The 14,934-nt window shown below is 55.1% G+C and carries 9 protein-coding genes; 7 read left to right on the top strand and 2 right to left on the bottom strand.

What is annotated here, in order from left to right:
- The first annotated feature begins 13 nt into the window (after window positions 1–13).
- From glgC to glgP, 3 genes are read left to right on the top strand one after another with little or no spacing between them, the layout of a single operon-like run.
- On the top strand, window positions 14–1,309 hold the full coding sequence (glgC, locus tag OGX81_RS13060) for a glucose-1-phosphate adenylyltransferase (RefSeq protein WP_024131017.1): 1,296 nt from the start codon (window positions 14–16) through the stop codon (window positions 1,307–1,309).
- Complete coding sequence (gene glgA / locus OGX81_RS13055; RefSeq protein WP_012135534.1) at window positions 1,309–2,742, top strand: glycogen synthase GlgA; 1,434 nt, start codon at window positions 1,309–1,311, stop codon at window positions 2,740–2,742. Before glgC ends, glgA begins: the two co-directional genes overlap by 1 nt.
- A gap of 19 nt (window positions 2,743–2,761) precedes the next feature.
- A complete protein-coding gene (glgP, locus tag OGX81_RS13050) occupies window positions 2,762–5,209 on the top strand; it encodes a glycogen phosphorylase (protein ID WP_012135533.1) in 2,448 nt (815 codons plus the stop codon).
- A 136-nt stretch (window positions 5,210–5,345) separates the two neighbouring features.
- Here the strand turns inward: glgP and glpD are convergent, their stop codons facing one another.
- Entirely contained in the window at window positions 5,346–6,854 is a 1,509-nt protein-coding gene (gene glpD, locus OGX81_RS13045) for a glycerol-3-phosphate dehydrogenase (RefSeq protein WP_012135531.1), read from the bottom strand.
- A 202-nt stretch (window positions 6,855–7,056) separates the two neighbouring features.
- Between glpD and glpE the strand changes: the two genes are divergently transcribed.
- The 3 genes from glpE (at window position 7,057) to OGX81_RS13030 (ending at window position 9,163) form a co-directional block, all read left to right on the top strand.
- Complete coding sequence (gene glpE, locus OGX81_RS13040; protein WP_012135529.1) at window positions 7,057–7,383, top strand: thiosulfate sulfurtransferase GlpE; 327 nt, start codon at window positions 7,057–7,059, stop codon at window positions 7,381–7,383.
- A 75-nt stretch (window positions 7,384–7,458) separates the two neighbouring features.
- Window positions 7,459–8,289: a rhomboid family intramembrane serine protease GlpG gene (gene glpG / locus OGX81_RS13035; RefSeq protein WP_012135528.1), complete on the top strand. Its 831-nt coding sequence runs from the start codon at window positions 7,459–7,461 to the stop codon at window positions 8,287–8,289.
- A 115-nt stretch (window positions 8,290–8,404) separates the two neighbouring features.
- Window positions 8,405–9,163, top strand: a complete 759-nt coding sequence (locus OGX81_RS13030; RefSeq protein WP_012135527.1) for a DeoR/GlpR family transcriptional regulator — start codon at window positions 8,405–8,407, stop codon at window positions 9,161–9,163.
- A gap of 47 nt (window positions 9,164–9,210) precedes the next feature.
- Here OGX81_RS13030 and malT read toward each other — a convergent pair whose 3' ends face one another.
- Window positions 9,211–11,916, bottom strand: a complete 2,706-nt coding sequence (gene malT, locus OGX81_RS13025) for an HTH-type transcriptional regulator MalT (protein WP_012135526.1) — start codon at window positions 11,914–11,916, stop codon at window positions 9,211–9,213.
- Window positions 11,917–12,533: 617 nt separating this feature from the next.
- Between malT and malP the strand changes: the two genes are divergently transcribed.
- On the top strand, window positions 12,534–14,927 hold the full coding sequence (malP, locus tag OGX81_RS13020) for a maltodextrin phosphorylase (RefSeq protein ID WP_058668199.1): 2,394 nt from the start codon (window positions 12,534–12,536) through the stop codon (window positions 14,925–14,927).
- The last annotated feature ends 7 nt before the right edge of the window (window positions 14,928–14,934 follow it).

Here is a 14,934-nt window from a genome sequence, read left to right as displayed (position 1 = left end):
AAAGGAGTTAGTCATGGTGAGTTTAGAGAAGAACGATCGTGTAATGTTGGCGCGCCAGCTGCCATTAAAATCTGTTGCCCTGATCCTGGCCGGTGGCCGTGGTACACGCCTGAAAGATTTAACCAACAAACGTGCCAAACCTGCCGTGCACTTTGGCGGTAAGTTCCGCATCATCGATTTTGCCTTATCCAACTGTATTAACTCCGGGATCCGCCGCATTGGCGTGATTACGCAATACCAGTCTCATACTCTGGTACAGCATATTCAGCGCGGCTGGTCATTCTTCAGCGAAGAGATGAACGAATTCGTCGACCTGCTTCCCGCCCAGCAAAGGATGCAGGGCGAAAACTGGTATCGTGGAACGGCGGATGCCGTGACCCAGAACCTGGACATCATTCGTCGCTATAAAGCGGAATATGTGGTGATCCTCGCGGGCGATCATATCTACAAGCAGGACTACTCGCGCATGCTGATCGACCACTTCGAAAAAGGAGCGCGCTGCACCGTGGCGTGTATGCCGGTGCCGATTGAAGAGGCCACCGCGTTTGGCGTGATGGCGGTGGACGAGAGCGACAAGATCATCGAGTTTGTTGAAAAACCGGCGAATCCGCCAGCCATGCCTGGCGACGCGACGAAATCTCTCGCCAGCATGGGGATCTACATTTTCAACGCCGATTATCTGTATGAGTTGCTGGAGGAGGACGACAAAGACGACACCTCCAGCCACGATTTCGGTAAAGATATCATCCCAAAAATCACCAAAGCTGGTATGGCATATGCGCATCCATTCCCGCTGTCCTGCGTGCAGTCCGATCCCGAATCTGAACCTTACTGGCGCGATGTGGGTACGCTGGAAGCCTACTGGAAAGCCAACCTCGACCTGGCCTCGGTGACGCCGGAACTCGACATGTATGATCAGGACTGGCCGATCCGCACGCACATGGAGTCTCTGCCGCCTGCGAAATTTGTTCAGGATCGCTCCGGCAGCCACGGCATGACGCTCAACTCGCTGGTCTCCGGCGGGTGCATTATATCCGGTTCGGTGGTGGTGCAGTCCGTCCTGTTCCCGCGCGTGAGGGTGAACTCATTCTGTAACATCGATTCGGCAGTCCTGCTGCCAGAGGTCTGGGTTGGACGCTCATGCCGCTTGCGTCGTTGCATCATCGATCGCGCCTGCGTAATCCCGGAAGGTATGGTGATTGGCGAAAATGCGGAAGAAGATGCCCGTCGTTTCTACCGCTCAGAGGAAGGCATTGTGCTGGTCACGCGTGAAATGCTGCGCAAATTGCAGGTCAAACAGGAGCGATAATGCAGGTTTTACATGTATGTTCAGAGATGTTCCCCCTGCTAAAAACAGGTGGTCTGGCGGATGTGATTGGCGCGTTGCCTGCGGCACAGATTGCGGATGGTGTGGATGCTCGTGTGCTGCTTCCTGCATTTCCTGATATTCGTCGGGGCATCCCGGATGCGCAGGTAGTGACCCGGCGCGATACCTTTGCGGGAAGAATTACGCTCCTGTTCGGGCATTATAACGGCGTGGGAATCTACCTGATTGATGCGCCGCATCTGTATGACCGTCCGGGAAGCCCTTATCACGATACGAATTTATTCGCCTATACCGATAACGTCCTGCGGTTTGCGCTGTTGGGATGGGTGGGATGTGAAATGGCCTGCGGGCTTGATCCATTCTGGCGCCCGGATGTGGTGCATGCGCACGACTGGCATGCAGGCCTGGCGCCTGCGTATCTGGCTGCGCGCGGGCGTCCGGCGAAATCGGTGTTTACCGTACACAACCTGGCCTATCAAGGCATGTTTTATGCACATCACATGGATGACATCCAACTGCCATGGTCGTTCTATAACATGCATGGTCTGGAGTTTAACGGGCAGATTTCATTCCTGAAGGCGGGGTTGTATTACGCCGACCATATTACGGCGGTGAGCCCGACCTATGCGCGTGAAATTACCGAGCCGCAGTTCGCGTACGGGATGGAAGGCCTGCTGCGTCAGCGTCATCAGGAAGGGCGTCTGTCCGGCGTGCTGAATGGCGTGGATGAGAAAATCTGGAGCCCGGAAACGGATCTGCTGCTGGCGGCGCGCTATACGCGTGATTCGCTGGAGGAGAAAGCGGAGAACAAGCGCCAGCTACAGATTGCGATGGGGCTGAAAGTGGATGACAAAGCGCCACTGTTCGCCGTGGTCAGCCGTCTGACCAGCCAGAAAGGGCTGGATCTGGTGCTGGAGGCGTTACCAGGATTGCTGGAGCAGGGCGGGCAACTGGCGCTGCTGGGCGCGGGCGATCCGGTATTGCAGGAGGGATTTTTAGCGGCGGCGGCGGAACACCCAGGCCAGGTGGGCGTGCAGATCGGCTATCACGAAGCCTTCTCTCACCGCATCATGGGCGGGGCGGATGTCATTCTGGTGCCCAGCCGCTTTGAGCCGTGCGGCTTAACGCAGTTATACGGACTGAAGTACGGCACGCTGCCGCTGGTGCGGCGTACCGGTGGGCTTGCTGATACGGTGTCGGACAGTTCGCTGGAAAACCTGGCGGACGGCATCGCCAGTGGGTTTGTATTTGAAGATAGTAATGCCTGGTCTCTGTTACGGGCGATCCGGCGTGCTTTCGTGTTGTGGTCCCGACCTTCGCTCTGGCGGTTTGTGCAACGCCAGGCTATGGCCATGGATTTTAGCTGGCAAGTCGCGGCGAAGTCTTACCGCGAGCTTTACTATCGCTTGAAATAGTTATCCAGGAATCACCTATATGAATGCTCCATTTACTTATGCATCGCCCACTCTTAGCGTAGAAGCGCTTAAGCATTCTATTGCCTACAAACTGATGTTCACGATTGGTAAAGATCCGGTCATTGCCAATAAACATGAATGGCTGAACGCCACGCTGTTCGCGGTGCGCGATCGCCTCGTGGAACGCTGGCTGCGTTCTAACCGTGCTCAACTGTCGCAGGAAACCCGTCAGGTCTATTACCTGTCGATGGAATTTTTGATTGGCCGAACCCTCTCCAATGCCTTGTTATCGTTGGGTATTTACGACGATGTTAAAGGGGCGCTGGAAGCGATGGGGCTGGATCTCGAAGAACTGATTGATGAAGAGAACGACCCCGGTCTTGGCAACGGCGGTCTTGGCCGTCTGGCGGCGTGCTTCCTTGATTCGCTGGCGACCCTGGGTCTGCCGGGGCGCGGCTATGGAATTCGCTACGACTACGGCATGTTCAAGCAGAACATTGTCGAGGGGCGGCAGAAAGAGTCCCCGGACTATTGGCTGGAATACGGCAATCCGTGGGAGTTCAAGCGCCATAATACGCGCTACAAAGTGCGTTTCGGCGGGCGAATTCAGCAGGAAGGCAAGAAAGCCCGCTGGATTGAAACCGAAGAGATTCTGGCGGTGGCCTATGACCAGATTATCCCGGGCTATGATACCGACGCCACCAACACGCTGCGCCTGTGGAGCGCTCAGGCCAGTAGCGAAATCAACCTTGGTAAATTTAACCAGGGCGACTATTTCGCGGCGGTAGAGGATAAAAACCACTCTGAAAACGTATCCCGCGTACTTTACCCGGATGACTCCACCTATTCGGGGCGCGAGCTGCGCCTGCGTCAGGAGTACTTCCTGGTTTCCTCAACGGTACAGGACATTCTGAGCCGCCACTACCAGCTGCATAAAACCTATGACAACCTGGCGGATAAAATCGCCATTCACCTCAATGATACTCACCCGGTGCTGTCGATCCCGGAACTGATGCGCTTGTTGATTGATGAGCACAAATTCAGCTGGGACGATGCGTTTGAGGTGTGCTGCCAGGTCTTCTCCTACACCAACCACACGCTGATGAGCGAAGCGCTGGAAACCTGGCCGGTGGATATGCTGGGTAAAATCCTGCCGCGTCATTTGCAGATCATCTTTGAGATTAACGACTATTTCCTGAAAACGTTGCAGGAGCAGTATCCCAACGATACCGCTCTGCTGGGGCGGGCGTCGATTATCGATGAGTCCAACGGTCGTCGCGTCCGTATGGCGTGGCTGGCGGTAGTGGTGAGCCATAAAGTGAATGGCGTGTCGGAGCTGCACTCTAACCTGATGGTGCAGTCGCTGTTTGCTGATTTTGCGAGTATCTTCCCGACCCGCTTCTGCAACGTGACCAACGGCGTGACGCCGCGCCGCTGGCTGGCGCTGGCGAACCCGTCGCTTTCTGAGGTGCTGGACGAAAATATCGGGCGCACCTGGCGTACGGATCTCAGCCAGCTAAGCGAACTACAGCAGCATTGCGATTTCCCGCTGGTGAATCACGCGGTGCGCCAGGCGAAGCTGGAAAACAAAAAACGGCTGGCAATACTCATCGCTCAGCAGTTGAACGTGGTGGTCAATCCGAAGGCGTTGTTTGATGTGCAGATTAAACGTATTCACGAGTACAAACGTCAGTTGATGAATGTGCTGCATGTGATTACGCGTTATAACCGCATCAAGGAAGATCCTGAGGCGGAATGGGTGCCGCGCGTGAATATCTTTGCCGGTAAGGCGGCTTCGGCCTATTACATGGCGAAGCACATTATTCACCTGATCAATGACGTTGCTAAGGTGATCAACAACGATCCGCAGATTGGCGATAAGCTGAAAGTGGTGTTTATCCCGAACTACAGCGTGAGCCTGGCGCAGGTCATTATTCCTGCCGCCGACCTGTCTGAGCAGATTTCGCTGGCGGGTACGGAAGCGTCCGGCACCAGTAACATGAAGTTTGCGCTTAACGGCGCGCTGACCATCGGTACGCTGGACGGCGCAAACGTCGAGATGCTGGAGCATGTGGGGGCGGAGAATATCTTTATCTTTGGTAATACGGCGGAAGAAGTGGAAGAACTGCGCAAGCAGGGCTATAAACCGCGCGAGTATTACGAAAAAGATACGGAGCTGCACCAGGTGCTGACGCAGATCGGCAGCGGCGTGTTCAGCCCGGAAGAGCCGGGGCGCTACCGTGATCTGGTGGATTCGTTGATTAACTTTGGCGACCACTATCAGGTGCTGGCGGATTATCGTAGCTATGTTGATTGTCAGGATAAGGTGGATGAATTGTATCGTCATCCCGAAGAGTGGACCGCGAAAGCGATGCTCAATATCGCCAATATGGGGTATTTCTCTTCCGACAGGACGATCAAGGAGTATGCCGAAAATATCTGGCACATTGATTCGGTAAGGTTGTAACAAGGGACAGGACTAGCTGTAGGCCGGATAAGACGTTAGCCGCCATCCGGCAAAAGGCCCGGTGGCGCTGACGCTTACCGGGCCTGTGGACTGTTTTGTAGGCCGGATAAGGCGTAGCCGCCATCCGGCATTGTCATTACGACGCCAGCGACAACTGACGTTTGCCAATATATTCCGCCAGCCACTGGCTCACGCGGGACTGCTGCTCGGCGTTGAGCCACATCCCTTCTTTGGTGCGGCGCCACAACGCGTCGTCCGCACGACGTACCCATTCGTGATCCACCAGATACTTCAGCTCCGCTTCGTAAAGTTCGTGACCGAAATCTTCACCTAACTCGGCAACGGAGGTGGCTTCGCCGAGTATCCACTCGGTATTGCTGCCGTAGGTGCGGGAATAATGACGCGCCAGCGACTCCGTCAGGAACGGATAGCGGCGGCGCAGTTTGGCCGCGTAATCTTCACGATCGCCGCCGATATCCCCGCCAGGAAGCACGCACTCTTTAGTCCAGGCCGGGCCAATACCCTGGTAATAGGACGACAGTTTTTCCATCGCGTGTTCGGCCAGCTTACGATAAGTGGTCAGCTTACCGCCGAATACCGACAACAGCGGCGCTTTGCCGTTTTCATCGTGGATATCCAGCGTGTAGTCACGGGTGATCGCCTGCGGAGAATCGGACTCGTCGTCGCACAGCGGACGCACGCCGGAGTAGGTCCAGACGATATCGTCGCGACCCAGTTGTTTCTTGAAGTGCGCGTTATAGACTTTCAGCAGGTAATTGATTTCGCTTTCATCAATTTTCACTGCTTTCGGATCGCCTTTGTACTCAACGTCAGTGGTGCCGATGATTGAGAACTCATCCATCCACGGAATCACAAATACGATACGCTTATCTTCGTTTTGCAGGATATAAGCCTGTTTCTGCGTATGCACGCGCGGCACCACAATGTGGCTGCCTTTGATCAGACGAATGCCGTAGGGTGAAGGCAGGTGCATACCGTCGTCGAAGAACTGTTTTACCCACGGCCCCGTGGCGTTGACCAGACCACGCGCCTGCCAGGTGTGCTTTTTACCGGTATCGATATCTTCCGCTTCTACGATCCACAGACCGTTTTCACGACGGGCAGAGGTCGCTCGGGTACGGGTTAACACTTCCCCGCCTTTACGCACCACCATTTGGGCGTTTGCCAGAACCAGACGCGCATCGTCTACCCAGCAGTCAGAATATTCGAAACCGCGCACGATCTCCGGTTTCAGCACCGAATCTGCGCCAAAACGCAAACCGGTTGAACCGGGCAGACTGGTGCGTTTGCCCAGATGATCGTACATAAACAGACCAATTCGGATCATCCATGCCGGGCGCAGGTGCGGGCGGTGAGGCAGGCGGAAGCGCATCGGGAAGGCGATGTGCGGCGCCATTTTCAGCAGCACTTCACGTTCGGCCAGCGCTTCGCTGACCAGGCGGAATTCGTAGTGTTCAAGGTAGCGCAAGCCACCGTGAATTAATTTAGAGCTGGCGGAAGAGGTTGCACAGGCCAAATCCTGCGCTTCCAGCATGAGCACGGATAAACCACGTCCGGCGGCGTCTGCCGCGATACCCGCACCGTTAATGCCCCCGCCTATCACAATCAGATCTTTGGTTTCCATGCTACCCTCTTGCACTTTCGTTAAAGCTCAAAAATGTTCGTTATCGAGCATAATAGCAAAAAAACGAGCTGGTGGTAACATCGAAAAAACATTTTAGAGTGATACATATAACATTATGGCGTTTACTTACCCCGGCGACGTACACTGAACGGTAAAATAGCCATCTGCATATAAAGCCTGCATATAAAAGAAAGAGAGACTCATGGATCAGTTTGAATGTATTAATGTCGAAGAAGCTCACCAGAAACTGCACCAGGGAACGGCGGTGCTGGTGGATATCCGCGATCCGCAAAGCTATGCGATGGGCCACACGCCGCAGGCGTTCCATCTGACCAACGATACGCTGGGCGCGTTTATGCGCGACCATGATTTCGATACCGTGGTGATGGTGATGTGCTATCACGGCAATAGCAGCAAAGGCGCGGCACAGTACCTGCTACAACAGGGTTATGACGCGGTTTACAGTATTGATGGCGGGTTTGATGCCTGGCACCGCCATTTCCCCTCAGAGGTGGCATTTGGCGCTTAAGCCCACAAAGATGCAGCCTGAAGCCGGAAGGGCCTATATACTGTCCTCTTTTGTGTGGACTAAGCGACAGCAACAATGTTGATGATTACCTCTTTTGCTAACCCCCGCGTGGCGCAGGCATTTGTTGATTACATGGCGACGCAGGGCGTTATCCTGACGATTCAACAACATCATCAAAGCGATGTCTGGCTGGCGGACGAATCTCAGGCCGAGCGCGTGCGGGCGGAGCTGGCGCGCTTTCTGGAAAATCCCGCCGATCCGCGTTATCTGGCGGCAAGCTGGCAGTCCGGTCATACCGGCAGCGGGCTGCACTATCGCCGTTTCCCGTTTATCGCCACATTGCGCGAGAGGGCGGGCCCGGTCACCTGGCTTATTATGATCGCCTGTATCCTGGTGTTCGTTGTGATGAGCATCGTCGGCGCGCAGAGCGTCATGGTGTGGCTGGCGTGGCCGTTTGATCCGTCACTGAAATTTGAGTTCTGGCGCTATTTCACCCATGCGTTTATGCACTTCTCGTTAATGCATATCCTCTTCAACCTGTTGTGGTGGTGGTATATCGGCGGGGCGGTGGAAAAGCGTCTGGGCAGCGGAAAACTGATCGTTATTACCGTCATCAGCGCATTGCTGAGCGGTTATGTACAGCAGAAGTTCAGCGGCCCGTGGTTTGGTGGGCTTTCCGGCGTGGTTTACGCGCTGATGGGCTACGCCTGGCTACGTGGTGAACGCGATCCGCAAAGCGGCATATATCTACAGCGTGGGCTTATTGCTTTTGCGTTGATCTGGATTGTTGCCGGGTGGTTTGATGTGTTTGGCATGTCGATGGCGAACGGTGCGCACATCGCCGGGCTGGCCGTGGGGCTGGCGATGGCATTTGCTGACACGGTGAATGCGCGAAAACGAACATGATTGGGGTTGCGCCGGATGGCGGCGAAACGCCTTATCCGGCCTACTAAAAATGCACGGTCGGTAGGCCGGATAAAACGCCAGGCGTCGCCATCCGGCAAAATTCCAGGGAATAACAATGAAACAGACACAACGTCATGACGCTATCATCGAACTGGTAAAAAAGCAGGGATACGTCAGCACTGAAGAACTGGTGGAACATTTCTCCGTCAGCCCACAAACCATTCGTCGGGATCTCAACGACCTGGCGGAGCAGAATATGATCCTGCGCCACCACGGCGGCGCGGCGTTGCCTTCCAGCTCGGTAAACACGCCGTGGCACGATCGTAAAGCGACGCAAACGGCGGAGAAGGAACGTATTGCGCGGAAAGTCGCCACGCAAATCCCCAACGGTTCAACGCTGTTTATTGATATCGGCACGACGCCGGAAGCGGTGGCGCATGCCTTGTTGGATCACAGTAACCTGCGCATTGTGACCAACAATCTCAACGTGGCGAACACGCTGATGGTGAAAGAGGATTTTCGCATTATTCTCGCTGGCGGTGAGCTTCGCAGCCGTGACGGCGGCATTATTGGCGAAGCGACGCTCGATTTCATCTCTCAATTCCGCCTGGATTTTGGCATTCTGGGGATCAGCGGTATCGACAGCGATGGGTCGCTGCTGGAATTTGATTATCACGAAGTACGCACGAAACGCGCGATTATTGAAAATTCACGCCATGTGATGCTGGTTGTGGATCACTCTAAGTTTGGTCGTAATGCGATGGTGAATATGGGCAGCATTAGCCTGGTGGATGCCGTCTATACCGATATGACGCCGCCAGCAGGGGTATTGCAGGTACTTACCGACCACCATATTCAGTTAGAGTTGTGCTGATCATCGTGATTGTAGGCCCGGTAAGCGTAAGCGCCACCGGGCAATCATCACACCCCGTACCCCATCATTTTCAAAAGCCTCTGCGCATGTTGTACGGCGTCCTGACGATGCGCGACGCCGAGCTTCTGATATAAATTGCGAATGTGCGTTTTGATGGTCGTGGCCGCAACCGCCAGCTCGCCAGCGATTTGCTCGTTGCTGTAGCCGGAATAGATCAGTCCCAGAACCTGCCACTCACGCTGCGTTAGCGGGCTGGTGCGGATCAGCTCCGGTACGTCCGGGTGATTTAACAGCCGCTCCACAAAGCCTTCGTCAAAATGGGCGAACTTATGTCGATGGTGCTGGTTAATTTCCCGCAGGATGCGCTGTGCGCGATGTTGTTCAAGCTCCGGCAGCGTATTCAACTGAATCAACTGACGCAGTTGCTGCGCCATCGCTTCGCCTTCAATCACAAAGTGGCTGATGAAACCGGTACGGTTCGCCAGTTGCAGCGCATCAAGCAACACCCGCTGGGCGTCGTTTTTACGTCCGGCCTGCCAGTACAGCTGATTAAGCAACAGCAGGTTACGGTTAAGATCGCTCATTAAACGCAGGCTACGGGCATTTTCGTTTAGCTCTTCCAGCACAATCTCTGCGGATTCAAACTCACCCAGCAGGATCTGCGCCCTGGCGATATTACGCCACTGGCCTTGCAGGAAGTGGTTGTTGGCAAATTCTGGTTTCGGCGTATGACGCAGCCAGTTGGCGGCGGACTTCTTATCGCCCGTCATCTGCCAGTAAATCACGCGAACCTTATCGGCATTGGAAATCCAGTCGCTGTGATACTGGCCGTTGCCCAGCAGGTTCTCCAGACGGTTCAACTGCGTGCGGGCATTATCCAGATCGCCGCGCGCCAGCGAGCACTGCACCAGCAGCGCCAGACACTGCAATTGCTGCTGCGGCTGGAATGCGGAAAGCACATCAATACCGCTGCGGGCGGAGGCTTCCGCTTCGTCAAGACGCGCCCATGCCCACAGAAGCTGCGCGCGAATGCGCATCAGGAACTCGTGCATCGGCAACTGTTCGAGATGTTGCTCTTTAATCAGCTGGAACGCTTTCTCCTGGGTTTCCCAGGCGGCCTGCAAAAAGCCCTGGGCGAAGAGAATTTCACTTTGTTGGAGCAGGCTCCAGAGGGCGTAATGCCAGACGTCATGATGACGCGACATTTGTTCAGTTTGCTGCATCAGCGACAGTGAACGGGAGAGATCGCCTTTACAGTGCAGCACTTCGCCGTGTACGGAGGTGGCGACAATACGGCTGTAAAACCAGGCGATCGGCAGCTCATCCAGCGCCAGTTTTGCCAGCCGTTCCGCTTCATCCGGGTTGCCGTCGTTAATCGCGACCTGAGCGCGCAGGGCGTTAAATTCCGCATGCAGCGTACCGTCCATCATGCCCTGAATTTCTTGCTCAGCGCGCGCCAGCAGGGTATTTACTTCGCTGTAGCGGTGCTGGCTTTGCATCAGCCATGCCTGCAACAGAACCAGTCGCGGGTTTTCCAGCAAACTTTCCCACGGCAGGGCCTTTAATGACTCTTCCAGCAGCGCCAGCTCACTGTGGTTAAACAGCCCCCACGCATGATTCAGCAGGATATCGCGCAGCATATGCGCATCGCCCGCCGCCAGGGCATGGTGAATGGCTTCGCTGGGGAAACCTTGCGCCATCCAGCTTTCGGCGGCAGCGCGGTGGATATCCGGCAGCTCGGTCGCCAGTTCCCATTGGCAACGCTGACGCAGGAAACTGCCAAACAGCGGGTGATAGCTGAACCATTCGCCCGTATCGTCCATGCGTTGCAGGAACAGCCCCTGACGCTCAATCTCCTCCAGACGCATCTGCCCGTTCTCTTCGCCCGTCACGCGCACGATCAGCGCATCGTTCATCGAACGCAGGATGGCGCTTTTCAGCAGAAAATGCCGGGTACTCACGTCCACGTTGTCCAGCACTTCATCGACCAGGTAATCAGACAGATGGCTGGCGTTAATTCCCGCCAGGCGTCGCGCAGACTGGTGCGCGGAGTTATTGTTCTGGCGGGCGGAAAGGGCGATAAGCTGTAGCGCGGTTGCCCAACCGGCGACGTCGTCGCACATCCGGCTGCTCTCGGCGGCTTCGATAGGCGAGGACAGACGGCGGTCAAAGAACTGTTTTGCTTCCTGATGGTTAAAGGCTAATTGCTGGCTGCCGATTTCCAGCAGCTGATCGCGAACGCGCAGATTAGCGATGCCGAGCTGCGGTAAATTACGCGACAGCACGACCAGCGTGAGATTTTCGGGTTGATGACGCAGGAAAAAGCGCATCGCGTCGTGGATCACCGGGTTTGTGATCAGATGGTAATCATCAATGACCAGATAAAGCGGGCGATGCCACTCAGCCAACTCAATAAAGAGTTGCGCGAAAAGGGAGGTCAGGCTGACGTACTGGCGTTTTTGCACCATGACTTCACTGGTGGAGCAATGCCCGCCCGTTGCCTGCTGAAGCGCGGCAATTAAATAACTGGCGAATCGCTCCTGCTGGTTGTCGCCTTCATCCAGCGAGAACCAGCCTAACTCGTTTTTCCCGGCAGCCCACTGTGAAACAAGCGTGGTTTTCCCATAGCCCGCAGGGCTTGTTACCAGGGCCAGCCTGAAATTGTTCGCGCCGGAAAGTTTAGCCAACAGGCGCTCACGAACCACCGTATGGTCGAGTCGAACCGGACGACTTAATTTAGACGGAATCAACATAGTAATCACTTCACTGTGAGGAAATGGGGAAATGCGATTTTTTTTGCGCTTCGTAATTAATAGATATAAGGTCGGACAGAAACCGGTTTAATGCAAGCTATGCAAGTTTTTTGTGTGTCTGAATTTGCACTCTGTCACAATTCTAAATATCCATTGCAAGAAACGGTTTAGCACGGTCTGAGTGTGCGTGGAGACTGGGATGGTGCCCGATCCTGCCTGCCCCAAATAATGCCATTTCCTCTGTGTGGTTACTGTACTTTTTAATGAAAGTCAGGAAGTAATGAACTCAGGGAATTATTCAGGAACGGAAATAACTGAATGGGTTTGATATTTCAGGGTAGAAACTATTTCCGCATTTACATATTCACTTTCAATAAACCTCCGCGATTTAATTATTTGTGTCATCGTGCGTAAAACGGCGTGCAGTCGCAGGTATGCTGTGCGGTAATTCGACGTATTCACCGGCAATCCACTACCTTTAAGTGGCGGCGATCACACTTTTATGCTCATCCCCACTACTCCTCCCTGCCTAATCCCGGGTGGGATGAGGAAGGTCAACATCGAGCCAGGCAAACTAACGATAACGTTGTTTTATTACCTGAGGATTCGGAATTTCTATGTCACAGCCTACCTTCAACAAAGATCACTTTCAGGCTGCCCTGATGCGTCAGTGGCAGCGTTTCGGTTTACTGTCGGCTCATGAGATGACATCTCGCCAGTGGTGGCAGGCCGTTAGCGGCGCACTGGCTGAATTGCTCAGCGCGCAACCTGCGGCGAAACCGGCTAAAAACCAGCGTCATGTTAACTACATCTCGATGGAATTCCTGATTGGCCGCCTGACCGGGAACAACCTGTTGAATCTGGGCTGGTATCAGGCGGTGAGCGATGTGCTGAAAACGCACGACGTCAACCTGACCGACCTGCTGGAGGAAGAGGTTGATCCTGCGCTGGGCAACGGTGGTTTAGGGCGTCTGGCGGCATGTTTCCTGGACTCTATGGCGACGGTAGGCCAGTCCGCAACGGGCTATGGCCTGAACTACCAGTATGGGCTGTTCCGTCAGTCTTTTGTCGATGGGCAACAGATGGAAGCGCCGGATGACTGGCATCGCGGTAGCTACCCGTGGTTCCGTCACAATGAACAGCTTGATGTTCAGGTCGGTATTGGCGGTAAAGTGACGAAGGACGGGCGTTGGGAACCGGGTTTTGTGATCACCGGGCAGGCGTGGGACTTGCCGGTGCTTGGCTACCGGAACGGCGTCGCACAGCCGCTGCGTTTGTGGCAGGCCGCGCATGCGCATCCGTTTAACCTGACCAAATTCAACGACGGCGATTTCCTGCGCGCGGAGCAGCAGGGGATCGACGCGGAAAAACTGACGAAAGTCCTCTATCCGAACGACAACCACACCGCAGGCAAAAAGCTGCGCCTGATGCAGCAGTATTTCCAGTGCGCCTGCTCGGTAGCGGATATTCTGCGCCGTCACCACCTGGCGGGGCGCAAACTGCATGAGCTGGCGGAGTATGAGGTCATTCAACTCAACGATACTCACCCGACCATCGCTATCCCTGAACTGCTGCGCGTGCTGCTCGATGAGCACCAGCTAAGCTGGGACGACGCCTGGGCCATCACCAGTAAAACGTTCGCCTACACCAACCATACGCTGATGCCGGAAGCGCTGGAGTGCTGGGATGAGAAACTGGTGAAAGCGCTGCTGCCGCGCCATATGCAGATCATCAAAGAGATTAATGACCGCTTTAAGAAACAGGTTGATAAAACCTGGCCGGGCGATAAGCAGGTGTGGGCGAAGCTGGCGGTAGTGCACGACAAGCAGGTGCGGATGGCCAATATGTGCGTGGTCAGCGGCTTTGCGGTCAACGGCGTTGCGGCGCTGCACTCCGATCTGGTGGTGAAGGATCTGTTCCCGGAATACCACCAGCTGTGGCCGAACAAATTCCACAACGTGACCAACGGCATTACGCCGCGTCGCTGGATCAAACAGTGCAACCCGGCACTTGCGGCGCTGCTGGATAAGTCGTTGAAGAAAGAGTGGGCTAACGACCTCGATCAACTGATCAACCTGGAGAAATTCGCCGACGACGCGGCGTTCCGCAAAACGTATCGTGAGATTAAACAGGCGAATAAAGTCCGCCTGGCCGAATTTGTGAAAATGCGCACCGGGATTGAAATCAACCCGCAGGCGATTTTCGATATCCAGATTAAGCGCCTGCACGAATATAAGCGCCAGCACCTGAACCTGCTGCATATTCTGGCGCTGTACAAAGAGATCCGCGAAAATCCGAAAGCAGACCGCGTGCCGCGCGTGTTCCTGTTTGGCGCAAAAGCGGCGCCGGGCTACTATCTGGCGAAAAACATCATCTTCGCCATTAACAAGGTGGCGGAAACCATCAACAACGACCCGAAAGTCGGCGATAAGCTGAAAGTGGTCTTCCTGCCGGACTACTGCGTTTCGGCGGCGGAAATGCTGATCCCGGCGGCGGACGTCTCTGAGCAGATCTCTACTGCCGGTAAAGAAGCCTCCGGCACCGGCAATATGAAGCTGGCGTTGAACGGCGCGCTGACGGTCGGTACGCTGGATGGGGCGAACGTTGAGATCGCCGAACAGGTCGGGGACGAGAACATCTTTATCTTCGGTCATACCGTGGAAGAGGTGAAACGGCTGAAGGCCAAGGGCTACGACCCGGTGAAATGGCGTAAGAAAGACAAAGTGCTGGACGCGGTGCTGAAGGAGCTGGAAAGCGGCAAATACAGCAACGGCGACAAGCACGCTTTTGATCAGATGCTGCACAGCATTGGCAAACAGGGGGGCGACCCGTACCTGGTGATGGCGGACTTTGCCGCCTACGTTGCGGCACAAAAGCAGGTGGACGTGCTGTATCGCGACCAGGATGCCTGGACCCGGGCGACGATCCTGAACACCGCGCGTTGCGGGATGTTCAGCTCGGATCGCTCCATCCGCGATTATCAGGCTCGTATCTGGCAGGCAAAACGCTAAGGAAGCG

Origin of the sequence: Citrobacter sp. CK206 (assembly GCF_030333125.1) — a bacterium.
GTDB lineage: Bacteria > Pseudomonadota > Gammaproteobacteria > Enterobacterales > Enterobacteriaceae > Citrobacter_B > Citrobacter_B koseri.
Note: the sequence above shows the minus strand (reverse complement) of the source record. Positions and strands in the feature narration are given on the sequence as shown.